Annotated in this window: 18 protein-coding genes; 10 read left to right on the forward strand and 8 right to left on the reverse strand. The window is 72.5% G+C overall.

Going from position 1 to position 23,806, the window contains the following annotated elements; all coding sequences use genetic code 11:
• Positions 1–220: 220 nt before the first annotated feature.
• The 6 genes from K377_RS30060 to K377_RS30080 all read left to right on the forward strand — a co-directional run bounded on the left by K377_RS30060 (position 221) and on the right by K377_RS30080 (position 5,635).
• Complete coding sequence (locus K377_RS30060; protein WP_258395165.1) at positions 221–1,558, forward strand: hypothetical protein; 1,338 nt, start codon at positions 221–223, stop codon at positions 1,556–1,558.
• Positions 1,559–1,568: 10 nt separating this feature from the next.
• Positions 1,569–2,135, forward strand: coding sequence for a GNAT family N-acetyltransferase (locus K377_RS30065; protein ID WP_111666724.1), 567 nt, complete (start codon positions 1,569–1,571; stop codon positions 2,133–2,135).
• Between the two features lie 759 nt (positions 2,136–2,894).
• Positions 2,895–3,068, forward strand: coding sequence for a hypothetical protein (locus K377_RS41790; protein ID WP_181512677.1), 174 nt, complete (start codon positions 2,895–2,897; stop codon positions 3,066–3,068).
• A 538-nt stretch (positions 3,069–3,606) separates the two neighbouring features.
• Positions 3,607–3,900, forward strand: a complete 294-nt coding sequence (locus tag K377_RS30070) for a hypothetical protein (protein ID WP_111666725.1) — start codon at positions 3,607–3,609, stop codon at positions 3,898–3,900.
• A 135-nt stretch (positions 3,901–4,035) separates the two neighbouring features.
• Positions 4,036–4,611, forward strand: a complete 576-nt coding sequence (locus tag K377_RS30075) for a transcriptional regulator (protein ID WP_111666726.1) — start codon at positions 4,036–4,038, stop codon at positions 4,609–4,611.
• Positions 4,612–4,684: 73 nt separating this feature from the next.
• Positions 4,685–5,635: a hypothetical protein gene (locus K377_RS30080; protein ID WP_146614773.1), complete on the forward strand. Its 951-nt coding sequence runs from the start codon at positions 4,685–4,687 to the stop codon at positions 5,633–5,635.
• 22 nt (positions 5,636–5,657) lie between these two features.
• Here K377_RS30080 and K377_RS30085 read toward each other — a convergent pair whose 3' ends face one another.
• A complete protein-coding gene (locus K377_RS30085; RefSeq protein WP_111666728.1) occupies positions 5,658–6,029 on the reverse strand; it encodes a hypothetical protein in 372 nt (123 codons plus the stop codon).
• Here K377_RS30085 and K377_RS30090 point away from each other — a divergent pair.
• Both K377_RS30090 and K377_RS30100 read left to right on the forward strand, forming a co-directional pair.
• Complete coding sequence (locus K377_RS30090; protein WP_258395166.1) at positions 5,937–6,962, forward strand: endonuclease/exonuclease/phosphatase family protein; 1,026 nt, start codon at positions 5,937–5,939, stop codon at positions 6,960–6,962. The two genes, K377_RS30085 and K377_RS30090, sit on opposite strands and share 93 nt — an antisense overlap.
• 817 nt (positions 6,963–7,779) lie before the next feature.
• Positions 7,780–7,995, forward strand: a complete 216-nt coding sequence (locus K377_RS30100; RefSeq protein WP_111666730.1) for a hypothetical protein — start codon at positions 7,780–7,782, stop codon at positions 7,993–7,995.
• A 24-nt stretch (positions 7,996–8,019) separates the two neighbouring features.
• Here the strand turns inward: K377_RS30100 and K377_RS30105 are convergent, their stop codons facing one another.
• The gene (locus K377_RS30105; RefSeq protein ID WP_111666731.1) at positions 8,020–8,283 is read right to left on the reverse strand and encodes a hypothetical protein; all 264 of its coding nucleotides are present in this window, start codon (positions 8,281–8,283) and stop codon (positions 8,020–8,022) included.
• A 641-nt stretch (positions 8,284–8,924) separates the two neighbouring features.
• Here K377_RS30105 and K377_RS30110 point away from each other — a divergent pair.
• Positions 8,925–9,983, forward strand: coding sequence for a LuxR C-terminal-related transcriptional regulator (locus K377_RS30110; RefSeq protein ID WP_111666732.1), 1,059 nt, complete (start codon positions 8,925–8,927; stop codon positions 9,981–9,983).
• 23 nt (positions 9,984–10,006) lie between these two features.
• Here K377_RS30110 and K377_RS30115 read toward each other — a convergent pair whose 3' ends face one another.
• The 4 genes from K377_RS30115 to K377_RS30130 form a co-directional block, all read right to left on the reverse strand.
• Positions 10,007–10,591, reverse strand: a complete 585-nt coding sequence (locus K377_RS30115; protein ID WP_111666733.1) for a hypothetical protein — start codon at positions 10,589–10,591, stop codon at positions 10,007–10,009.
• Positions 10,592–10,923: 332 nt separating this feature from the next.
• The gene (locus K377_RS30120; RefSeq protein ID WP_111666734.1) at positions 10,924–11,172 is read right to left on the reverse strand and encodes a response regulator transcription factor; all 249 of its coding nucleotides are present in this window, start codon (positions 11,170–11,172) and stop codon (positions 10,924–10,926) included.
• A gap of 25 nt (positions 11,173–11,197) precedes the next feature.
• Positions 11,198–11,470: a hypothetical protein gene (locus K377_RS30125; protein ID WP_111666735.1), complete on the reverse strand. Its 273-nt coding sequence runs from the start codon at positions 11,468–11,470 to the stop codon at positions 11,198–11,200.
• Positions 11,471–11,652: 182 nt separating this feature from the next.
• Positions 11,653–13,230, reverse strand: coding sequence for an amino acid adenylation domain-containing protein (locus K377_RS30130; RefSeq protein ID WP_258395168.1), 1,578 nt, complete (start codon positions 13,228–13,230; stop codon positions 11,653–11,655).
• A gap of 421 nt (positions 13,231–13,651) precedes the next feature.
• On the opposite strand from K377_RS30130, the gene K377_RS30135 reads away from it, so the two are divergent.
• The gene (locus tag K377_RS30135; protein ID WP_111666737.1) at positions 13,652–15,712 is read left to right on the forward strand and encodes an AfsR/SARP family transcriptional regulator; all 2,061 of its coding nucleotides are present in this window, start codon (positions 13,652–13,654) and stop codon (positions 15,710–15,712) included.
• A gap of 100 nt (positions 15,713–15,812) precedes the next feature.
• On the opposite strand, the gene K377_RS30140 is transcribed toward K377_RS30135, so the two are convergent.
• Both K377_RS30140 and K377_RS30145 read right to left on the reverse strand, forming a co-directional pair.
• Positions 15,813–17,078, reverse strand: coding sequence for an MFS transporter (locus K377_RS30140; RefSeq protein ID WP_111666738.1), 1,266 nt, complete (start codon positions 17,076–17,078; stop codon positions 15,813–15,815).
• Positions 17,075–23,797, reverse strand: coding sequence for a non-ribosomal peptide synthetase (locus K377_RS30145; RefSeq protein WP_146614774.1), 6,723 nt, complete (start codon positions 23,795–23,797; stop codon positions 17,075–17,077). The genes K377_RS30140 and K377_RS30145 overlap by 4 nt, the downstream gene beginning before the upstream one ends.
• Positions 23,798–23,806 lie beyond the last annotated feature (9 nt).

Consider the following 23,806-nt stretch of genomic DNA (forward strand, 5'->3'; position numbering starts at 1 on the left):
TGACGGGTTTCCTTGGGCATTTCAGGCTGGCAACTGAGCACCGACGGAGCTACCCACCGACCAACGCCGGAACGGGCCGCTCACGTTGACGTTCCCCGCCGGACCGACGCCGGAATCGCGCCACAATGGTCAACTGACCCACGATTAGGGCAAGTTGGTATGTGAGGGATCTACCGTCGGCACTGCGATGTGACGGTGGTCGGCGAGAGGGGAGGCACACGTGCTGTTCTTCCGGCTGGCGCTGGAACGGCGTGGCATCAAGAGCCACGACGAGTTCATGCCGTCCTTCAGGCAAGCAGCGGCTCGCCTGCACCTGACAGGCGTGGACCCCGCCCCGAGAACCTTCGAGGGCTGGCTCTACGACGGGCGCCGCCCCCAGCGGGCCTACCGCCCCGTGCTCGTCGAAATGCTCGGCTACTCCATCGACGACCTCTGGACGGACGTGCCGGCCGGGACCGATCCCGACATCGTTCCCCTCGTCGGCACCCCGCGCATCGCACACCGCGTCGAGACCGGCGCGGAGCTCAGCGACATGAGGAGGAGCGGCACCATGGCCGTCCGACGCGCACGACAGTTCGTCTTCGACACCGACCGCGACCGGCTGGGCGAGAACACCATCCCCCTGCTGCACGCCGAGGTCGCCAGACTCGTCACCGACTACCCGCGCGTTCCGCTCTCGCAGATCTGGGACGACCTCCTCGACGCCCAGGACCAGGTCATCAGCAATCTGGAGACCGGCCGCCACAAGCCCTCGCAGCTGCGTGACCTGAACGTCGCCGCGGCGATCCTCGGGTTCCTCGTCGCCAAGGGCCTGAACGACGTGGAGGACCGCGATCAGGCCCGCACCATGAGCCTCCTCGCGGTGGCTTTCGCCCGCGACGCCGAGCACCCCGGGCTCGTCGGCCTCATCCACGGCCTGCAGTCCCTCATCGAGTACTGGGCCGACCGGCCCGGCGACGCCCTGTTCTACGCGAAGAAGGGCAGCGCGCTCACCGCCGACCTCCACGGGACCGTCGGCCTGTGGCTCCTGGGCCTCCAGGCCCGCGCGGCCGCCGTCCTCGGCGACGCCGACACCGCCCACGCCACGAACCAGGAAGCCCTGGAGCGCCGCGAGCACGTCGTCCCCGACGACCTCGACGAACTCGGCGGCCTGCTCACCTACTCCCAGGCCAAACAGAACTACTACACCGTCGAGACCGGCGCCCTCCTCGGCCAGGGCACCCCCACCCTGGCCCACCAGGCCGAGACCGCGGTCCGCGCCTTTTCCGACCCATCGGCCCCCGACTGGGCGTTCGGCGACCTCGCGGGCGCCCAGTGCAACCAGGCCCTCATCCTCCTCAACAGCGACGAACTCGACGGCGCCGCCGCGGCGATCCGCCCCGTCCTCGACCTCCCACCAGCGTTCCGCAACAACGGCGTCATCGTCTCCGCACTGCGCGTACGGCAGGCACTCCTGGCCGGACCGGCCCGCACCGCCATCACCTCCCGCGGCCTCACCGAGGAGCTCGCCGCCTACGCACCCCGACGCGCCGCCCTGCCCAGCGGAGCCCGGGGATAAGGTCACAGACATGTACCCGGTCGACCGAGCTGGCCAGCGGCTGCGCCTGCGTGAACTCCACCCCGACGACGTGGACGCGGTGTTCGCCGTCTACGGCAGCGCGGAAGCGACGCAGCACATGTCGTTCGAACCCCGATCGCGCGAGCAGGTCGGCCAGATCATCGACCGGGCCACCCAGTCGGCCACCACCGACCCCCGCACCGAGTACGCGCTCGCCGTCACCACACAGGACGACGGCGACGTGATCGGCTTCGCCCGGCTCGCCCTCGACCCCCACCAACCCCAGGGCGCCACCATCGGATTCGCGCTGCGCCCCGACACGTGGGGAGCCGGGCGCGGCCTCGAAACCGTGCACCTCCTCCTGGACCTGGGCTTCGACGGTCTCGGCCTGCACCGCATCTGGGGTGCCCGCTCGCCCCTCAACACCGCGAGCGCCCGCACCCTCACCGCGGCGGGCCTCATCGAGGAAGGTGTCATCCGCGAGCACGTCCGCAAAAACGGCCAGTGGCGGGACTCCGTCGTCCACGCCATCCTCGACCGCGAGTGGCCCAAGACGCCCCGTACGCGCACCGTGTGACCGTACGGGGCGCAAAGCACACGCCGCCGGGCGGGCCGGCCGTGAACCTCCCGCAGCCGATCACCCGTGCCGGTGGTCGCGGGCGCGGCGGCCGCGGCTGCCGCGCCCGCGAACGGGAAGCTGGCGGGATGCGCCGTCTACTCCTCGTCCTGTCCGTTGTGCTCACTGTGGGGGCCACAGGGTGTGCCACCGTGGACGGGCGGGCTGGTGACGAGCGTTCTCCCGCCGTGCACCGCCAGCTGGTGCCGGACGGCAGCAGCGAACCGGTATCTCCCATCACGACCGACCCTGTCGTCCAGGGCGCGACGAGGCAGGCCCTCGTGGACACGGCCGGAGCCACGCCGCACGCCGTGAAAAAGCGCGCCCGGAACCCAGTACCGGTGCGGTCGACGCCGGTGCCGCACCGGCCGCGCCGCCCGGCCGGTCAGGTCCACCGCCCGGCGCCGGTCATGCGTACGCCCGCCGAGCGGCACACGGACGTCCGGCCGGCCGCTCCGCACCGACGGGCGAGGGCACCCCGTCACCGCCCGGCCGTACCACGGCCCAAGCCGTTCGGCACCTACGCCGACTTGGGTGTGGTGTGCGGCTGGTCGAAGCAGGCCAGTCTGGATCCGGCGCTCACCGCAGCCTGCCGCCGGACGGCGCGCTGACTAGTGCCGTAGCAGGCAACGTTTGCCGTGCATCAGTGTTCAACCGGTGCGTCTCAGCCACGAGCCTTTGAACCTTTACCCAAAGGTTCCCGGTCACGCTAGTGTTCGAATGGTGTCGCCACAGGAGCCCGCGTTACGCCAGAGGTCAGCTGCCGAGCTGAACGCGCTGATCCGAGATCTGATCCTGCGAACAGGCGGAACCCTCAACGCCGAGGAGCAGCGCGAGTACGAGGAGCTGGTCGTGCAGTGGGCGGCGGCCGACCGACGCCAAGCGTGGCAGTGAAGCAGGAACTGCGTCGGGAACGCCAAGGCGAGGGCGGGTGAGTTCCGGCCAGTTGGACTGTTTCGGCCGTAGCGCGAGGAGGTCTTGTTGAATCCTTGTCAGGGAGTGGCAGCAGATGCTGAGGGGTGAACCGGGGATGCAGCATGGCTGAGCACAGCGAACCGCAGCAGGACGCGCTGGTCCCGTACCGCAACTACCTGCATCACGTGATGGGGTGTGCTGCCTGCGCGCATCCGCCGGTCCTGTGTCCGATCGGCAGAGGGCTGAAGTCCTTTTACCGCGAGGCGAGACGAGCGAATGCGGACGGCCTGGAGGGGGATGGGCCGGGCTCCGCCGTTCACGGGGATACGGGATCGGCGGAGCCGGCCGCCGCTGCGAGCAGCGACACTTCTTCTATGCCCCTCCCCGTGGCGCTGCAACACCGCTCTCCCTGCCCGGTAGCGCGCCAGGAGCCGCGGCCGCGATAGCTTCTCGGGGCTGACGTCCGGGCGGCCACTGCCGGATTGCTGTCGGGGGCTCCTGGCCGTAGTGATGAGTCATGACACCTCTGATCGCCGTGCCGTCCCGCATCCTCGCCGAGGTCACCGAGCTGCTGCAGTACGGCCTCACCAAGAACTGCGACCAGTCGGCCGCCGCGCTCGCCAACCTGCAAAAGCAGAGCGCGGGCTACCAGGACCTGGCTGCGGTCCCGCTCTCCGCCGACCTGCTCCAGCAGATGCACAGAACGCTCCTCGTGCTGTGCATCACAGCCGGCTCCGACTTCCCGCCGGGGGAGAAGGTCGTCCGCTTCGCCCGCAACGCCGACCACCTCCTGGACTTCGTCTCCGACTGACCGGCGGCAAGCCCCACCGCCGTCACCGTCTGAAGGTGCGCCTGATGTGCTGCCTTGCCCGACCGAGCCCAGGGGTAGGGTCGCGGGCATGCACCTGGTCCGACCAACCACTGACCTTCTGGGGAGGGGTGACGGATGCCGGACCGCAATCATGAGTTCGGGAAGTTCGGGGCGCAGGGCATCAAGGGGCATGAGGCCGTGGCGCGTCAGCTCGATGCGCTCGCCGGATTCATCGCGACGCCCATCACTGTGCGCCGTGGTCTGATGGCCCGCCTGCACTACCTCACGCGTTCCGACCGGGCCCGCGAGGCCGCGAGGGGAGCCGGCCTCACGGTCACCGACCGGACCCTGAAAGCGTGGCTGGACGGCAAGCGCACCCCCACCAGGCAGAACCTGGACCGTATCGACCGCGCCTACAGGTCGGTACGGCGGCAGAACGTCGCCCGGCATCTGCTGCAGCGCCTGAACAAGGCTGGTCGCGGCACCCGGGTTGAGTTCCACCCCCTCAATCAGTCGCAGGTGAACCGGCCGCACGTGCGCGCCATCTCCTTTCGCACGCTGAACGTCCGCAGGTGGGATGCCGTGGTGAACGCGTGGGCAGATGACGATGACACTGCGCTCGGCCACGCCTGGTTCGACGACATCGCCGCTGACCTCGGATCCGACTACGGCTCCTACGAGTACGTGACGAACATCGGCTTCGCCGCCTGACCCCCGGGGGAGAGGGGGGATCCTGGAGCGCGCGGAAGGACCGGATGCGAGCAGTGCGAGCGAGGGACACACGATGACTGACACGGCGGGGCCTGCGCCCCTGCCCGGCCCCGTCATGGACCCGGCTCTCTCACCAGACGAGCGCGAGCGGCTCCGTGAGCTGGACCAGCCGCAGGCTGCCACCAGCGCCGGCCGGGGCGTCCTCAAAGGTGCAGCGGCCGGAACAGTCGTCTTCGGACTGGGGTGGCTGATCACTCCCACAGACGACCGGGCCACGGACGACGACGCCGGCGGCGGCGAGATGATGCACGCCCTGCACCATCTCCTCACCACCGCCCACACCTACCTCGGGCTGGCCGCTGCCCTCAGCCTGGTCTTCCTCATCGTCGCCCTCACCGCGGTCATCGCGACGTCCCGGAGCAGCACCCGCAGCCACGAGAAGGGCGAACGCCAACTCACCGCACTGCGCCAGCACGTCATCGGGCACACCGATCTGTGCCCGCAGGCACAAGCTCTCCTGGTACGCACGCAGCAGGCCAAGCACGCCATCCTGAGCTCACGCGTGCACCGTCACGGACTCCTCGACCGGCAGCGCAACCTCACAGAGCTTCCCGTTCAGGAGTGGGAGATCGCTACAGACCTGTGCACCTACTCCCGCCTGCTCGACCAGACGCCCGACGCCGCCACCCGCGCCGTGGGGCAGCTCGTGAAGCAGCGCAACGAGGCGCTGGACCGGTCGTTCGAGCACCTCACCAAGCGCGTTGAGGCACTGGAGAACTACGCCCAGCACGCCGCGGAGGCCGATGCCCGCTACCAGGAGGCACAGCAGGTACAGCAGCTCACCGACGGCACCGACGAAGTCCTTGATCTGCTGGCCGGCTCGGCGCGCAGCGATCTCGCTGTCACCGAGCTGGACGCCATGGCCCAGCAGGCGGCCGCCATTACCGCAACGTTCACCACCGTTCTCGACGCGACCAAAGACGCCGCAGTGATCGCCCTGCCCGCCCGCCGCACCTCCAGTTGAGATCCGGCCGGGGTGCCCTTCGTCAGCGCAGGCGTGTCACCGTGACGGTGGCGTGCCTGGTCGTCCCGGCCTCGACTTCCGCGACCAGGCCCGCGCTCATCGTCGTGTATTCGTCTCCGTCGTCCACCCGCGCGCGCCCGCCGGTCCCGGACGTCGCCGTGTGTCGGGCCACTTCGAGCGCGACGTGCGCGGGTACCGCCCGGGACAGCACGGTGCGTCCGTCCGGCAGTCGGAGAGCGAGCCGCCGCGGCCGCGCGGCAGGGCCGACGTACCCGACCACTGCGGCGTCCGTCGTCTTGCTGTGCCGCACCTTCTGAAAGACCCTGACGCCGCCCCGGTACGGGCTGGCCGCGCGCTTGGCGCCGATGAACCGGACTCCCAGAACTGGCCCCATCCCAGATTCCTGAGCTACAACGTCTGCGGCGGAGTCTGCGCGATGTACCAGGGATCGAAGACTGCCTGGCGCGACAACATGATCCACATGATGGATTACTGGGACGCCGATCTCCTGATGACACAGGAGATGTGTTACGGCCAGTGGACCTTGCTGCGCGACGAGTTGGGCGATCGCTCATCGGGCGGCCCCGCGTACGACTCGGTGTGGGGCGCGGCGTTGGCTGAGAACCCGGGCTGCGCGAAATGGGGTGCCGACACCCGATACGGCCTGGCCACCTTCAGCAAGGGCAGAGCGGGCACCATCGATCAGAGCACACGCAGTGTCACCATCCTCCCCAATCCCGCCGGTGGGGAGCAGCGGATCCTGCTGTGCGCGAAGACCACGGTCGCAGGGCGCGGTGTCCGCGCATGCAACACCCACATTGACTACCGGGGTGACAACCCGAGGGCCCAGGTCGCGCAGGTCGCCGCTATCGGCCGCCAGTACGCGGCGCAGGGCGATCCGGTAGTGCTGGCAGGGGACTTCAACATGTTCCCCAAGGACGTGCGCATGGACCCGCTCTACGACCACGGTGGCGGCACGGGGATCTTCCAGGAGGTTGACGAGAACGACAAGTCACATTTCTCGGGCACCGACTGCCCCCAGTCGGCAGACCGGTGTCGTAGCGGCGAAGAGACGGCCGAGCCGGTGTGCTCCCCTCGCGCCGACGGGCGCGGGAAGATCGACTACATCTTCCTGAGCTACTACTGGTTCACCACGGTGCGCGGGGCGACGCTGCGGCTTGCACACCGGGCATGTCCGACCACCATCTGCTGCGGGGGGCTGCGGCATGGGAGCGGTAAAGGACACCGCCAAGAATTCCAGCCTCAAGCCCGAACTGACAGACTGAACCGATGGCCTTCTGAACGAGGAATGCGCCTCGGTGAGTGAGATGCCGGGAGGTATGTCCGGCAGCAGTACGCCGTGCGGTTCGTCGGCGCCGAGGGCGCGGTAGTGGCGTTGCCAGTTGAGCGGCCAGGGGCAGTCCCAGTCCTGGTCGATCTCAGCCAGCTGTTTCGCGCGTTCTGCGGCTCGTGTCAAGTTCTTCCCGAAGCCGCCCTTGCGTCGGAGGTTGGCGAGGTGCTGGCCGATGGCCATCATCAGCCTCGCCCTCGCCCCACATCGCGTCCTGTCGGGGTGCGAGGTGCCCGGTGGCCCTGCGGTAGGACCGTAGGGCGGCGAGCTTGCTCCCCCCATGCCTCTCACCCGACTGCCACACCATCCCAGCCTCCGGGGCATATCCGTGGCGCTGGGAGTTCAGAAACTGATCGACCCACACCCTGATCCGCAGACATACGAGGCAGCCCTCGCCGCCATCCAACTGTGGTCACGAATGGCTACCCGAGCCAGACGATGTTCAGGACCGTCAGGCTGCACAGGGGCCGGTGGATCCACTAGGTGGCAGAGACCTGGCTGACGGCCGCGTAGCGGACGTCCTCACCCTCGGCGTCGGTGTCGGTGTCGGTGTCGAACTAGTGAGTCTCCGCTCGATGGTGAGCTGGCGTCCCAACTGGTCGGCTCTGTTGGCGCCATGACTGCCAGTGTTCTCCCGCGCGCACCCGGGGCAGTGTAGTGAGACGACTACTGCTCATTGAGACTTACCCAGTGGACCTCGTGGGACCGCCGAGCCCGAGCCGTCATCACCGCCGCCAGCAGAGAGTTCCCGCTCGAGGTCACCCTGGCGCGACTCCGGGAGAATTGCACCGCCGTGGGGGAGGCGCTCAACATCCGGTTCGTGCCCGAGCTGGCCCACCGCATGATCGACCAGGGACCGTGGCTCACCGGCGGGGGCTACATCAGCCGCAAACTGCTCGCCGAGGCTGCCGAGCGCATCGATCGGTGCAACGCCCGCCCGGAGGGCGCTGCGATCGGCCGCACAGTGCGCCTGCACCGCGTCCCGACCGCCTGCACCGGGGCAGACTGATGACAGCTGCCGGACGCCGTGCACCTACGCCTCGACCGGCGTCTGGGCGAGAACGGCCCGTCGATGCCGCCGGTACACCGACACGTTGACAAGACACAGCCCCGCGCACAGCATCGCATCCAGGCCCGTCAGCCATGCCGACTTCACGCCCGACGCCTGCACCTGAGCCACGAAGTCGCTCAGTGAGAGCACTGTCAGCATGAGGAAGACCCACCGCATAGTCGCCGTCAGTTTCGCTATGCGCGGCGACAACGGGTAGGAGGAGCGCGGGCGTTGCTCATCAGTCATGCAGACCGCCTTCCCCACGGTGCTTCGGCTACAGCCGTGATGCGGTCAGTCCCTCTGCTCGCCGCCCCCGGGCGGGCCCTCACCAATGGCCCCGAAGACCCGCCAGGGGCTCACCTGCGAACCCAGACTCCGGGTATTCCTGCCGCCGCAGCATAAACAGGCAAGTCGGCCGAACCGCCGCGCGCGGCAAGTCCAGCTGTCCCCGGTGCCACTGCTCGACCCGCTCGTTGCAAGAAGGGGCGCCCGCGTCCGGTCTGTCCGTGCCGTACACCGCGTGATGCCCGCGATGCGCCCACGCATGCCCGTTCGGGGGTGCTGGCGTGCCCGTCGGGCCTCCGCATCGATTCGGCGCTGTGGTATTTCTCGCCCTGCCACGCGCGGGCCATGTCTTGGGGCATCATCGGTAGAAATCGGCGCCATGCGGCGGATTCGACGGAGCTACCCACGGCTCCGTCCAACGGGTGGGAGAGGCGAAGGAGCGAGAAATCCTCGTGGGCTCAGTGCGGTGGACCCCCTCGTCACCCCACCCCCGACCGGTGCGTATTCACAGGAGAGAGGACCCTCAGGTCTGTGAAGAATCGATTCCCCATTCCGGAGACGAGAGTCTCCCGCCTCCCCAGGTCGTTCGGCTTAGGCGGGGGATGGCTGTGAGGCAGCAGGCTGAAGGCCCCACGCTCGGCGCCGGCCACACGTTGGGCACCGAGGAAGTGGCTGTCTACCGATGGCTCGCCCTGCACCGGCGGTTCGATCCGGCCCGGATGGCGGCGGAACTGGAGCTGAGGGAGGCGCAGGTGACCGACGCCGTCGACCGACTCTGCGAACTGGGCCTTCTACAACGAGGCACGGGCGGCGACGGGTCTCTGAGGGCAGTCGACCCGCATCTGGCCGCAGCGGTCGCATCGGCGCCGGTGGAGCGGGCCATCCGGGAGCAGGAAATATCCTTAAGGGCGCTGCGCGACCAGTTCGCGCAGCTCTCCTCGCACTACGAAGAGGGGCTACGCGGCGCCCCGGCCACCCTGGAGACCATTCCCGCCCTGAGCGAGGTTCGCGCCGCCCTCGACCGTGCCGCCGAGATGTGCCGCGAGGAGATGATCACCGTCCAGCCTGGTGGCACGCGCGCCCCCGAGGTACTCAAGGACGCCCTTGCCAGGGATAGTGACATCCTCGGTCGCGGGGTGCGAATACGCACCCTTTACCACCATACGGCGCGCTTCAACAGCCCCAGTCAGGCGTACGTGGCCCTGGCCAGCGCCCTCGGTGCCGAGTACCGCACCGCCCACCAACTCTGCGGCCGAATGATCGTCTTCGACCGCTCCCTGGCCTTCCTGCCCGACCACCGGGGGACGTGGGGGGCCGTCGCCATCCGTGAGCCGTCGGTCGTGCACTTCCTGTGCGAGCTGTTCGAGCAGGCATGGACGGAGGCGCAACCGTTCTCCGACGCCGCCACCGATGGGCTGGAAGCCGTGGCCAAGGACCTGGACCGGACCATCCTGCGGCTGTTGGCCACCGGGCGTAAGGACGAGACGATCGCCCGCCGCCTCGGTATGTCGCTGCGGACCACGCGCAAGCACATCGCGGACATCATGCAGATGCTGGGAGCGGAGAGCCGATTCCAGGCTGGGTTCGCCGTGGCCGCCCGGGGTTTGCTCCGTGACGACGAGCCGGAGGGTGACGACGTCGACACTCGGGAATCGACGTGATCGGGTGTCAGTAGGGGCACAGGTCAGCCTGGGTCGCCCAGCACCAGCTCCATGAGGACGGTCGGGGTGTGCACATCGAGGAGGTCGTAGGCGTGGTTGCGGGGCACGAAAAGTGTTCCGCCTCCCCGCAGGCGTAGATCCACGGCACCCCTGCCCGGCCCGGCCGAGGCGTTGCCGTCGCGCGTGACGCGGCACCGACACGCGCCGTTCAGCACTGTCACGACGTACTCGGCCGCGCCTGACGCCTGCCGCGCGCCGATCGCTGCCGACGGCAGAAACCGGTAGGACGCCCGCACCGGAAGCCCCAGGACGTCGCCGATCGTGGCCGCGAGCAGCTCGGCCTTCGGGCCGATCGTCGCGGACTGAGGGAGCAGCCCTTTCACGCGGGCGGGTCCGGTCCCGGCCGCCCGGAAGCCGGGGTTTCCCACAGCGGCGGGCCAGCCGTCGGGCGGGCAGACGGAACGGGCGAGGCGTTGCAGTTCGGGCAGGGTGTCGGAGTTCTCGGGCCAGAACAGAGCCGGTCCCTTGTCCCCGTTGGTCGCGACGCACAGCGCGATCTCCCGGACGAACGAATCGAGCGGCTCCTCCAGCCGTTGCGGCTCCGGCACAGCTCTCCGATCTCTCGTCTGCCCGCCCCGGCCGGGGCACGTGGGCTTTGTCGAGTCGACTGCCGCTTCGGTCGCTCCCCACCAGAGTTCCCCCCGTCCCGGCACCGTCCGACGGCGGCCTGAAAGGCATTGTGGCGCCCGGAAGTCCGCCTTAGAAGTCCCGAGATCCCGGGACACGGCGCGGGCGCGTCCGGACAGCACAACCGCCCGGCGCGGCCGATGGGCGGCCTCGCCGGACTTGATCATGCGTATGGGGCTTGAGGGCGCCCTGCCTCGACTGAGGCCGCCGAGAGACCGCCCCGTGTGTGTGGGGGCGACGCGTCCCAGGGCCCCTACGACGTGGTTTCCCCCAGGGAACGGGGCGACTCCTCGTGCGTCTCGGAGAGGGCGAGGGCGAGGCGCAGCAGATGGATGCGGTTCCTGGCTCCTGTCTTCTCGCGGATTCTGCGCAGATAGGTGTCGACGGTGTGCGGACTCAGGTTCATCCGGCGCGCGATCGACGCGTGAGTGAGACCCTCGGCCAGGTGCCCGAGTGTCTCGCGTTCACGGTTGCTCAGCGCAACCGGGGCGGAGGAAGCCATCGGTCCGTGGCGGCGGACGGTGTCCTCAGCCCCAGCCGCTGTCGTCACCCGGAGCGGCGGTCAGCCCCGGGGCGATGGACTTCGGGGGTTCCACGCTGCCCCAGCCACTGTCGGCCGGTGAGACGACGGTGCGCGTCTCGCCCGAGGCCACGGGCGGCTCCACGCTGCCCCAGCCGCTGTCGTCCGTGTTCGCCGCGATGACAGCGGAGTGCAGAGGCGTTCCCTCTACGGCGGACGCGGCGCCGAGGGCGAGCAGGGCGGCGGCGATCAGTGTGGCGAGGGGGCGTCTGGCGTTCACGGGGACTCCTGTCGTGAAGTGATGGGAAGGAGGCGGGCGGGGCTTCCGGACCGGAACCCCGCTGACTCAAGGTTCTCCGGTGCGTGACCCCGCCGCCATGGAATCCGGGGCTCACCAACCTGTCCGGCAGCAAAGACGAACGGGCCGCAAAAGGCGCGGAGTTGAACAAAACGGTCCGCTTCTCACCTTGCTCGACCGCTGGATGTCGCCACGGCGGCCGGGCCCGAGCCGGGGCGGCGACGCCGGACCAGCTCCTCCAGGCGGCCGCGGTCCAGCTTGCCGCTGAGAGTCAGGGGCAGCGAGGGCAGCGCCACGAAGCGGGCGGGCACCATGTGTGACGGCAAGAACTCCCTCATCCGCAAGGGGAGTTCTCGCGCGAGCGCGTCGTCCGCAGCGCTCTCGGGGACGAAGCACCCGACGAGCATCGCTTCCCCGCGCGGGCCGGTCACCGCCACGACGGCACCGGAGGCCACGCCGGCGCATGCGAGCAACCTGCTTTCGACCTCGCCCAGTTCCACGCGCATCCCGCGCACCTTCACCTGACGGTCCGCGCGGCCCAGGCAGCGCAGGGCGCCGTCGGCATCCCGCACGGCGAGGTCACCGGTGCGGTACCAGACCCTGCCGTCCGGGTCACGGACGAACGCCCGCGCGGTCAGCTCGGGCCGGTCCAGGTAGCAGTCCGCGATGCCCCCGGACAGCAGGATCTCACCAACCTCCCCGTCCTCCACCACCCCTCCCTCTGACCGTAGTTGGACCTCGACATGGGGAAGCGCCCGGCCGATGGGCGTACCCGGCGCGTCCCACCGGGCCAGCTCACCGGGTGTGAGCTGCTGCCACGTCGCGTAGACCGTGCCCTCGGTCGGACCGTACAGATTGTGGTACGTCGCACCGGGCGAGATGCCGAGGTCCGCCCAGCGGGCCACGACAGCCGGTTCCACCGCCTCGCCGGCGAGCAGCACCCGGCGCAGCTCCGGGAAGGCCGCGCCGGTCCGCTCGGCGGCGTCGAGCAGATAACGGAAGACGGTCGGCACCTGACTCAGGACCGTCGCCCGCTCCTCGATCAGCAGGTCGACGAGGCTGCGTGGGTGCCGCAGCGTCTGGTCGGAGACGGCGATCAGCCGGGCGCCGGTCACCAGCGGGACCCACGCCTCGGCGAGGCTCACGTCGAAGCAGGGGGAGGTGGACTGCGCCCAGACCTCCCCGGCGCCGAACCCGAGGGACGTCACGAACCCGCGGACGAACGCGGCGAGGCTCCGGTGGGAAACCACCACCCCTTTCGGGCGGCCGGTGGAGCCCGACGTGTGCAGCACGTACGCGGTGCCCTCCGGCGTGCGCCGCCCAGAGGTCTCCGCGACCGGCGCGTCACTGAGGACGAAGCCGCCGTCGGGGCCGGGCTCCACGACCGTGTGGACCCCGGCGTCGGCGAGCACGAAGTCCTGGCGCGGGCGGGGATAGGACGGGTCCACCGGTACGTATCCGCAGCCGTGCCGCCAGATGCCGAGTACGGCGGCGTACACCCGCCACCCGCGTGGCATCCGCATCCCCACGAGGTCGCCGTGACTCACGCCCGCTCCGGCCAGCAGTTCGCGTACGGTCTCGGCCGCCGCGCCCAGTTGGCCGTACGTGACTTCGCGGGAGGCGTCGGAGACGGCGATCCTCTCCGGATGGCTGGTGATGCTCTTCTGGACCCACTCATCGACCCGGTCGTCCATGGTGCCGAACCGCCCCTCGCTGTGCGCTGTCGGTGGTGCGCGAAGCACCGTCCGCGGGACGCTAGGCAGCACCTGGGGGCGGGTCAAGGCGTTCCCGGCCGGTTCTGGGCCGGTGGCCGGCGCGCCCGCGGTCGGGCGTTCCGGCCGAGGACCAGGGGTTTTGGGCGGTCGGGTGTGCGGGGCCGCCCGCCGGCGAGGGGGAGCGCGGCGCGCTGTCGGAACCGGGGCGGAACCGGCGGCGCACCCGTACATGACCCGGCGGCGGCCGCGTCGAGGCCCAACACCACGCCGATAGGCGACACTTGCGGCTTTCGTGCGGTTCGCAACCCCCTGGCTTTGCTGTCGTGCAGGTCGGTGAGGTGGCCGGGGCGTGTCCCGCAGGGGGTGTCATGGCGATCGTAGAGGACGAGGACAGCCATCCCGCCCACGGCGAGGACCGCCGCGGACGCAGCAGAAGCCGGAGATGTGAATGGCCCAGCGCGAACTCCCGAAACCGGACCCCGAGATCGCGCGCGGCGCGGTGTTCAAGGTGCTGGGCCCCTTGGAGGTGTGGGAGGGGGGTCGCCGGATCAACCCCGGCGGGGCCAGGCAGCGCCATGTCCTGGCCACGCTCCTGATCTACGCCGACAAGGTGGTCCCCGTGACCCGCCTGATCCGCGCGGTCTGGGACGAGGACGCGCCGAGCACGGCGGGCAACCAAGTCCGCAAGATGATCTGGAACCTGCGGCGCAGGCTGCCCGACACCGTGCGCATCCTGACCGAACCCCCCGGCTACCGCCTTGTCCTGAGTGACGGTCAGCTCGACTCCCGCACCTTCGAGACTCTGCTGGCCCGGGCCGGATCAGCGGCCGCCGAGGAGCGCACCGAGGCCGCGGTGGAGCACCTCTCGGCGGCGCTGAGGCTGTGGCGGGGACGGGCCCTCAGCGGTCTGAGCGGCTCCGTCGTCGCCGCCGGGGGCCGGGACCTCGACGAGCGGCGCCTGGTCGCCACCGAACGGCTGATCGATCTGCGGCTGCTGCGGGGGGAGGCCCGCGCCGTGGTCCCCGACCTGTACTCCCTGGTCGCCGCCCACCCCTTGCACGAGGCGCTGCGGGAGCGGCTCATGCTCGCCCTGTACCGGATGGGCCGGCGCGCCGACGCCTTGCAGGTGATGGCGCAGGGGCGCACGGAGCTGGTCGAACTGGGCATCGAGCCGGGGACCGGCCTCCGGCGGCTCCAAGAGCGCATCCTGAACGACGATCCCGGACTCACCCTGCCCGAACCGGAGCCCGAACCGGAGCCCGAACCGGAGCCCGAACCGGAGCCCGAACCGGAGCACGCACCTGAGCCTGAGCCGGAACCCGCACGGGAACCCGCCCCCGAGCCCTTCGAGACGCCGGAGCGGGAAGGCGGACCCGGGCGCGCGCCCGGCGCGACGTCCCCCGGCAGCGGCGGGGAGCGCGGAAGCCTGCCGTACGACCTGCCCGACTTCACCGGACGCCGGACCGAACTCGACCTCCTCCTCGGTTTGGGCGCCGCCGTCGACGACCGGGCGCCCACCATCGTGACCCTCACGGGCATGCCCGGCGTCGGCAAGACCGCGCTCGCCGTGCACGCCGCGCACCAGCTGACCGCCGCATTCCCCGACGGTTGCCTCCACCTCGGCCTCCAGGGCCTCGCCCCGCACAGCGGACCGCCCACCCTGGCCGAGGCCCTGCGGCACCTGCTGCTGACCCTCGGCACGGCTGCGCCGGACGTTCCCGACGACCTCGACGGGCGGCTCGTGGCGTGGCGGCGAGCCGTCGCCGGACGCCGCATCCTGATGATCCTGGACGGTGTCGCGGACGCCTCGGCCGTCCGGCCTCTGCTGCCCAGCACCGGCGGTTGCCTGGTCCTGGTGACCAGCCGGACCGTCATCGGCACCCTCGACGGGGCCGTGCCCCTCCAGCTCGGCCCGCTGACGGAGGACGAGAGCGTAGACCTCCTCGGCCGTGTGATCGGCGCCGGCCGGGTCGACGGCGACACCGCGTCGGCCCGCGACCTGGCCGCCGCGTGCGGTCGGCTCCCGCTGGCGCTGCGCATCATCGGCACCCGGCTCAACAACCGCCCCGCTCGCACTCTCGCCGACGCCGCCCGGCGGATGCGCCGCCACGATCTGCGGCTGCGCGAACTGGCCTTCGCCGACCGCAGCGTGGCCGCCGGCATCGGGCAGTGCTACCGGCGGCTCAGCCCAGCCCAGCAGCGCATGCTCCTCGCCCTCGGCCACGCGCCGGCCGGGCGGCTCGACGAGCCCACCGCCGCGCGCCTTGCGGGAGTCGGCGAGGCCGAGGCCGAGGACGCGCTCGAAGGACTCGCCGACGCCTGTCTGGTGCAGCTCCTTCCGGAACCCGGCGGCTACACCCTGCCCGAACTGGTCCGCAGCTTCGCCGTCCAAGAGGCCGCCGAGCCCCGCCCGGCATCCGTCCACCTTCCGATCCTGCTCCCCGCCCGCCCTCGCCCGACGGAACCCACCGTGCTCGCGCCCCGGGACCGTGCCCTCATCACCGGGTGAGCCGCCCTTCCGCGACGCCGGCCGGCGCGAGCGGTGACGCCCCGGGCACGCGCCCGGCTCCGCGCGCCCGCGCCACCCGCACGACCGCGCCCTGACGACGTCACCGCCCCGCCTTCGCCGACACCCGCACTATCCCGCCCTCCGGCAGCCCCCTCCTCAGCGGGAGCAGGAACGCGCACGCGCACGTCATCCCCACCGCCCCGACCAGCAGCACCGCCTGCGCGCTCGTCCGGTGGGTCAGCCAGCCGCCCAGCAGGCCGCCCGACGACGCGACGCCCAGGACGAGGGTGCGGATCGAGGCGTTGACCCGGCCGTACAGCTCCGGCGGAGTCAGCGTGGCCCGCACCGCGCGCTGGGTGACGTTGAAGACGATGACGAGGGCGCTCGTGACGAAGTGGGACCCGGCGATCACGGCCGCCGCCCCGGCGCCCGGCACCTGGACCGCCGCCGGGACCGCGAGACCCGCCGCGCCCGCCGCGCCCAGCGAACCCCACAAGGTGGCTCGCGCCCCGAACCGGCGGGCCACCCCGCTCGCCACCAGTGCCCCCGCGCCCGCCCCGGCGCCGGAGGCGGCGAACACCGCCCCGATCCACGACCCGGGCAGGGCGAGGGTGCGGGTGAGGAAGAGCAGCAGGGCGGGCTCGCACACGAACAGGAACAGGTTGAAGACCGTGGTGGCGCCGGTCACCGCGCGCAGCGGAGGGCTGCCGACGACGTACGCCGCCCCGGCCCGCATCTCCCGCCACACGTCCGTCCCCGCCGACCCCGCCGCCCGCGGCGCGCGCGGTCGGTCCTCCCGGGGCAGCCGCCAGGTGAACGCGGCGGAGACCAGATACGCGACCGCGTTGCCCAGCAGCGCCCACGGCCCGGTGAGCAGCTGGACGGCCGCGCCGCCCGCCGAACTGCCCAGGACCGTCGCGCCCGACGCCGACAGCTCGAACCGCGCGTTGGCGCGGACCAGGTCCTCGCGCGCCACCAGCGTCGGCAGCAGCGCGCTGTACCCGACGTCCGACACCGCGCCCTGGGCCCCGATCAGCAGCGCGAGCACCACCAGCAGGGGCAGCGACAGCACCTGGCACACCGCGGCGACGGGAACCGCCAACAGCAGGGCCGCGCGCGCGAGATCGGCGCCCACCAGCAGCGCGCGCCGGGAGTGCCGGTCCACCCACACGCCGGCGAATGGGCTGACCAGCAGGTGCGGCAGGGTGCCCGCCGCCGTCAGCAGCCCCAGCCGCAGCCCGTCCGCGTGCAGCGTCACCGCGGCGACCAGCGGCAGCGCCACCACGGTGACGTTCGCCCCGAACTGGGAGACGCCCTGCGCCGCCCACAGGTCCCGGAAGGCCGGACCCAGCGTCCGACCCCTCATGAGCGGCCCGCCCCCTGGGCGAGAGCGGCGAGATCCGCGAGCACTCGCGGATGGCGCACCAGTCCCTCATGGTCGGTGTCGACCTCCCGCAGATCGAAGCCGTCCGGCACCCGGTCCCGCCAGCGGAGCACGTCCGCGTCCGGCACGTCCCGGCTGCGGTGGAACACGACACCGCCCGCGTAGCGCGGCGGCCGGTACCGGCTCAGGGCCCGCAGGTGGGCCCGGAAGACGGCGGGGTCGGCGTCCGGGGCCTCCCGCCGGTGCCGGTATCGCACCTCGTCGTCCGACGGCGGGCGCCCGCCCGGGTAGGCGCTGTCGAGGACGGCCAGCAGCGCCACCTCCTCGCCCCGAGCCCGCAGCCGCGCCGCCAGTTCGAAGGCGACCACCCCGCCGAAGGACCAGCCGCCCAGCCGGTACGGTCCGTGCGGCCGGACCCGCAGGATCTCCGCCAGATGGAGGCGGGCCACCTCCTCCACGGAGTCCAGCGGGCGCGAGACGCCGAGCGCGTGGACCGGGACCCCCGACACCGCCAGGTCGCGATAGCACAGGACGGTCCCGGCGACCGGGTGCACCATGAACAGCGGATCGGGGCAGCTCGTCCCGCCGTCCAGGAGGGCCGCCTGGCGGGCCGGGGTGGCATGGTTCAGGACCGCGCCGACCGGCAGCCGCTCGCCGAACTCCGCGTGCAGCATCCCGATCAGCCGCAGCGCCGCCAGCGAGTGCCCGCCCACCGTCAGGAAGTCGTCGTGCACCCCGATCGGCGCGCGGCCCAGCGCCCGCTCCCACACGGCGGCGACCCGCGCCTCGGTGAGCGTCCGGGGCGCCGTCCACGCGGTGTCCGCGCCGGGCCGGGGCAGCGCCGCGAGGTCGGTCTTGCCGTGCCGGGTCAGCGGCAGCCGGTCCAGGGGGACGACCACCGACGGGACCTGGTGCGCGGGCAGCAGCGTCCGGGCGAACCGGATCAGCTCGTCGCCGGCGGGCGGCCCGCCGGCCACGCCCGCGTGCCCCGACACATGGGCGACCAGCCGGTCTCCGTCGGCGGTCACCGCGCACTGGCGGACGCCGGGGTGGCGGGCCAGCGCGGCCTCCGTCTCGGCGGGCTCAACCCGGAAACCGCGGATCTTGACCTGGCGATCGGCGCGGCCGGTGAACTCCAGCTCACCACCCGGCAGCCGACGGACCAGGTCCCCGGTGCGGTAGACCCTGCGGGTGGTGCCGTCGGGCAGCGGGATCGTCGGGAAACCGCGGGCGGTCGCGGCGGCGTCGCCGTGGTACCCGAGCGCCAGCGCGACGCCCGAGATGTGCAGCTCGCCCGGGACGCCGACCGGCACCTCCCGGCCGTGCCGGTCCAGTACGTGCAGCTCGACGCCGTCGACGGGCCTCCCGATGGGCACGGAGTCGCCGTCGGCGCCGGGAACACAGCGCCACCAGGCGACCTCCACCGCGGCCTCCGTCGGCCCGTACAGGTTGAACAGCGCCGCGTCCGGCAGCGTGGCCGCGCACCGGTCCTGGAGGGCGAGCGGCAGCGCCTCGCCGGTGCACAGCACACGGGTGAGGCCGGTGCGGGGCGCCTCCGGGTCGTCGAGGAACGCCTCCAGCGCGGACGGCACGAAGACCGCGGTGGTGACCCGCTCGGTGCGCAGCAGCCGCGCCAGTGCGCCCGGTGTACGAGGCGCGTCCGGTCCGGCGACCACCACCGTGCCGCCCGAGGCCAGCGGCCAGAACAGCTCCATGACCGCGACGTCGAAGGTGCAGGCGGCCTGGTGCAGCACCCGTTCGCCGGGAGCCGTCGCGAAGGCGTTCCGCATCCAGCGCAGCAGGTTGCACACCGCGCGGTGCGGTACGACGACGCCCTTGGGCTCACCGGTCGAGCCGGAGGTGTGGATCAGGTAGGCCGCGTCCTCGGCGGCCACTTGCGGCAGCGCCACCGGCTCGCTGCGCCCGGCCTCTACCGTCTCGGACGCCTCCAGCGCCCGTACGTCCGCCTCTGTCAGCGTCAGGTGCGCGCCCGCCCGCGCGACGAGCGCGTCCCGCCGGCCCGGCGGGTCGTCCGGGTCGAGCGGCAGCTGCGCGGCACCGGCCTTGAGCACCGCGAGGAAGGTGACGGCCTGGAGCGCCGAGCGCCGCAGCACCAGGGCGACGAACCGGCCCGGACCGCAGCCCCGGCGCACCAGCGCGGCGGCCAGCCGGTCCGAACGGGCGTCGAGCTGCCGGTAGGTGAGCGTGCGCCCCGCCTCTCGCACGGCGGCCAGGTCCGGGGTGCGCCGGGCCTGCTCGGTGACGAGCCGGTGCAGCAGGGCGGTCGCGGGCGCGGCGGGAGGCACGGCACCGTGGGGGCGGGCGGCGGCACGCTCCGCCGCCGACAGCAGGACGTCCGCGCCGTACGGGGCGTCCGGGCGTGCGGTCATCGCCTCCAGCGCCGCCCGGTAGTACCCGTGGACCAGCTCCACCCGGTCCTCGGTGAACCGGTCCGCGTCCCAGCGCAGCCCCAGGCGCAGCGAGCCGTCGGCGCCGTCCAGCGAGAACTCCGCGCCGAACGGGATGGACGCGTCGGCCACCCCCTCCTCGGCCACGATCCGCGGCCCGGCCTCGGGGAGGGCGCGTTCGACGTGGAAGTGGGTGAAGTTGAAGAACGTCGTGAAGAGGACGGACCGTCCGGTCGCGCGCATGATCTCCGCCAGCGGGAACCGGACGTGCCGCTGCACCTCCACGTCGGCCTCGGCGGTGGCCCGGACGAGCCGCGCCCAGCTGCCGTCGGGCAGTCGCAGGCGCAGCGGCAGCGTGTTCACGAACAGACCCGCCACCCGGTCCCCGTCGGGCTCCGGCACCCGGCCGGGACAGACCGCGCCGCTGACCACGTCGTCGGTCCCCGACAGCAGCGCGACGACGCGCAGATGCGCCGCGAGGAGCACCGTGCGCACCGGCACCCCGAGCGAGCGGGCCAGCCGGGTGGTCCGCTCGGCCAGGTCGTCCGCCAGCGGCCGTTCCAGGTAGCGCATGGTGGTTCCGCCGCCGGCGGAGCGCCGCCCGGGCAGTTCCGTCAGCGTCGCGCCCGCCAGCTTCCGGCGCCAGAACGCGCGCGGCGCCGGGTCCGCGAGCGCCGCCCGCTCCAGGGCCACGTAGGACCGGAACCGCGCGACGGGCGGCGGCCCGACGTCCGTACGGGCGTACCGGGCGAGGAGTTCCACCAGCAGGGAGCGTTCGCTCCAGCCGTCCAGGACGGCGTGGTGCTCGGTGACCAGGAGCCGGGTCAGGTCGTCGGTGAGCCGCTGGAGGTGGTAGCGGACCAGCGGCGCTCGCGCGGGATCGAACGGGGTGGCGCGTTCGGCCGCGAATCGCGCCGCCACCCGCGCCTCCCGGTCGGGCAGACCCCGCAGGTCCTCCACGGTCAGCGGCACCGGCACCCGGGCGTGCACGCGCTGCACCGGCTCGCTGAACCCGGTCAGCGCGAACGAGGTGCGCAGCACCTCATGACGTTCCGTCAGACCCGCGACGGCCTCGTGCCAGCGGCGCGTGTCGAACGGGCCGCGCAGGGTGTAGGCCTTGACGTTGTGGTAGAGCCCCGACCGCTCGCTGTGGAAGAACATGCCCGCCTGGAGCCGGGTCAGCGGGTACGCGTCGGTGACGCCGGGCCCGAAACCGGCCCGGTCCCCGGGCGGCAGCAGCGCGAACGGCTTGTGCGCGTCCGGCCCCGACGGCGGCGCCGGTACGGCCGCCGCCGCCAGCTCCCGCACCGTCTGGTGCCGCAGCAGGTCGGACACGTCGAGGTGCAGTCCCGCCGCGCGGGCCAGGGACACGATCCGGATGCTGCGCAGGGAGTCCCCGCCGAGCGCGAAGTAGTTGTCGACCACGTCCACCGCGGGCTGCTCCAGCACCTCCTGCCAGATCGCCGCGAGCGCCGCTTCCGCCCCTCTCGCCGGCCGCGCGCCGGGGGCCGAGGTCCGGCGGACCGGGTCCGGCAGCGCCGCGCGGTCGACCTTGCCGTTCGCCGTCAGCGGCAGCCGGTCCAGGACCACGAGATGCGCCGGGACCAGGTGCGCGGGCAGCCGCGCCCGCAGCGCGCTCCGCAGGTCGTCGGGGCGCACCCCGGGGTCGGCGGCCGCGTATCCGGCGAGCACGCCGTCGCGGTGCACCACGCACGCCTCCCGGACCCCGTCCAGCGCCGCGAGGGCGGCCCGCACCTCGCCCGGCTCGACCCGGAACCCCCGTATCTTGACCTGGTCGTCGATCCGCCCGTGGTACTCCAGGCCGCCGTCGGGCAGCGTCCGCACCAAGTCGCCGGTGCGGTAGCGGCGGCTGCCGGCCCGCTCCTTGAACCGCTCGGCGGTGGGGCCCGGCAGACCGAGGTAGCCGTCGGCGAGACCGGCGCCCTCCAGCCACAGTTCCCCCACCACGCCCGGCGGCACCGGCCGTTCGTGCCGGTCGAGGACATGGGCGCGCAGGTCCGGCAGAGGGACCCCGACGGGGCTGCCGGGGCGGGTGGTGTCGGCGGGGGTCATCCGGCGGCACGTGGCGTGCACGGTGGCCTCCGTGATGCCGTACATGTTGAGGACCTGCGGGCCGTCCGCACCGTGCCGGGCGAACCAGTCGCCCAGGACGGCGGGGTCCAGCGCCTCCCCGCCGAGGACCACCCGGCGCAGCGCGAGCCCCGGGGGCGCCTGGGCGTCGTGGTGGACGAACTGCGCGAACACCGATGGCGTGAGGCTGAGCACGGTGACCCGCTCGCGCCGCACCAGGGCGTGCAGCAGCGTGGGGGAGCGGGTGGTCTCCGCATCCACGACGACGAGCCGGCCGCCGTGCAGCAGGGCGCCCCACAGCTCCCACACCGAATAGTCGAAGGCGTGGCTGTGGAACAGCGACCAGACGTCGTCGGCGCCGAAGCCGAACCACCGCTCGGTCGCGGAGAACAGCCGCACGACGTTGCGGTGCGGCACCAGGACGCCCTTGGGGGTTCCGGTCGAGCCGGACGTGTGGATGACGTAGGCGAGGTCGTCAGGGGTCACCCCGGTCTCCGGCGCCGTGTCCGGGTGCCGCGCGAGCGTCGGGTCGGCGACGTCGACGCACCGTCCCGCGAACCCGGCGAACACGCCGTCGGTGACGACGACGCCGAGCCGGGCGTCGGCCGCCAACCGCCGCAGCCGCGCCGGGGGATGGGCCGGATCGAGGGGGAGGTAGGCGCCGCCCGCCTTGAGTACGCCCAGCAGCGCGACGACCAAGGCGGACGACCGGGACACGTGCACACCGACCGGGGTGCCCCGGCCCACTCCGTGCTCCCGCAAGCGGTGCGCGAGCCGGTTGGCCCGCCGCTCCAGTTCGCCGTAGGTCAGCGTCCGGTCCGGGGAGACGACGGCGACCGCGTCGGGGCGGCGGGCCGCCCGTTCGGCGAACACCTCGTGGGCACACCGCGTCACCTCCGGCGCGGGCAGAGCGGGCGCCGGCGGTGCGGGCAGCACGTCGACCCGGGACAGCAGCGCGTCGGGGCGCGCGGCGACCTCGCGCAGCAGATGGCCGTAGTGCTCGGCGAACTGCCGTGCCGTTGCCGCGTCCAGGGCGTCCCCGCGGTACTCCAGCGTGCAGCGCGCCCCCTCCCCGTCGTCCAGGACGTCCAGGAGCAGCGGGAACTTCACACCCGTGACCGGCACGTCCGCCTCCTCGACGCGCAGCCCGGGGCGCGGGCTGCCGTCGGGCTCGGCGTGGCGCAGGGTGAACGCGGCCCGCACCAGCGGCGCGCCGTCCGCGCCGCGCCGCGCCCGTACGGCGGTCACGACCTCGTCGAACGGCAGCCGCTGGTGGTCGAGGGCGGTGAACAGCTCGTCGCGCACCACACCGCACAGCGCGCGGAAGGAACGGTCCGGGCGCAGGTCGGCGCGGAGCGCGACCGTGTTGGCCAGCAGGCCCACGGTCCGGTCGAAGCGCGCGTCGGTGCGGCCCGCGACCACCGTGCCCATCACCACGTCGTCGGTTCCCGCGTACCGGCCGAGGAGGAGCAGATACGCGGACAGCAGCACCCCGAAGAGAGTGGTGTCCCCGTCGGCGGCGAGGGCGCGCAGGCGCCGGACCACGTCGGTGGGCAGCGGCAGGACGACGGTGCCGTCCCCGCCGCCGGGGGTCAGCGGCGGCGGCAGGACGAGCGGTGCCGGATCGTCGCCCAACCGGGCCCGCCAGTGGGCGCGTTCGGCCGCGGCGTCCGCACTCGCCAGGAACTCCTCCTGCGCGGCGGTGAACTCCCGGTAGGGCGGCGCGGGCGGCACCTCGTGCGCGAACAGGTCGTCCAGGAGCACGCCCACCGACCAGCCGTCGCTCACGATGTGGTGCATGCACAGCAGCAGCCGCCACCGCTCCGGTCCCAGGCGCAGCAGCCGCACCCGGAACAGGGGGCCGTTCTCCAGGTCGAAGGGCTGGTCGCACTCCACCGCCGTCCACCGGTCCACCGCCTCCTGCGCGAGCGCCTCCCGCGCGGCGCCGGGAGGTTCGTAGTAGCGCCAGTCGACGGTCGCGCGATCGTCGACGACCTGCGTCAGCCGACCCTCCCGCAGCGCGAACCGGGTGCGCAGTGCCTCGTGCCGGTCCACCAACCGCTGCGCCGCGCGGGCGAGTTCGGCGGGCCGCACGGCGCCGTGGAGGGTGCGGGCCACCGGGAGGTGGTGGGCGGCCGGCGTGCCGGAGGCGGCATCGACGTAGTACATCCGTTGCTGGGCGCTGGACGCAGGGAATTCCACGGTGGTCTC

It is taken from the genome of Streptomyces sp. PsTaAH-137 (genome assembly GCF_003259365.1).
In the GTDB taxonomy this organism is placed as follows: Bacteria; Actinomycetota; Actinomycetes; order Streptomycetales; family Streptomycetaceae; genus Streptomyces.

Excerpts from the sequence above, each read along its gene's own strand:
- K377_RS30065 (WP_111666724.1), top strand. The coding sequence starts at position 1,569 with ATGTACCCGGTCGACCGAGCTGGCCAGCGGCTGCGCCTGCGTGAACTC.
- K377_RS41790 (WP_181512677.1), top strand. The coding sequence starts at position 2,895 with ATGGTGTCGCCACAGGAGCCCGCGTTACGCCAGAGGTCAGCTGCCGAG.
- K377_RS30070 (WP_111666725.1), top strand. The coding sequence starts at position 3,607 with ATGACACCTCTGATCGCCGTGCCGTCCCGCATCCTCGCCGAGGTCACC.
- K377_RS30075 (WP_111666726.1), top strand. The coding sequence starts at position 4,036 with ATGCCGGACCGCAATCATGAGTTCGGGAAGTTCGGGGCGCAGGGCATC.
- K377_RS30080 (WP_146614773.1), top strand. The coding sequence starts at position 4,685 with ATGACTGACACGGCGGGGCCTGCGCCCCTGCCCGGCCCCGTCATGGAC.
- K377_RS30085 (WP_111666728.1), bottom strand. The coding sequence starts at position 6,029 with ATGGGGCCAGTTCTGGGAGTCCGGTTCATCGGCGCCAAGCGCGCGGCC.
- K377_RS30105 (WP_111666731.1), bottom strand. The coding sequence starts at position 8,283 with ATGACTGATGAGCAACGCCCGCGCTCCTCCTACCCGTTGTCGCCGCGC.
- K377_RS30110 (WP_111666732.1), top strand. The coding sequence starts at position 8,925 with ATGGCTGTGAGGCAGCAGGCTGAAGGCCCCACGCTCGGCGCCGGCCAC.
- K377_RS30120 (WP_111666734.1), bottom strand. The coding sequence starts at position 11,172 with ATGGCTTCCTCCGCCCCGGTTGCGCTGAGCAACCGTGAACGCGAGACA.
- K377_RS30135 (WP_111666737.1), top strand. The coding sequence starts at position 13,652 with ATGGCCCAGCGCGAACTCCCGAAACCGGACCCCGAGATCGCGCGCGGC.
- K377_RS30140 (WP_111666738.1), bottom strand. The coding sequence starts at position 17,078 with ATGAGGGGTCGGACGCTGGGTCCGGCCTTCCGGGACCTGTGGGCGGCG.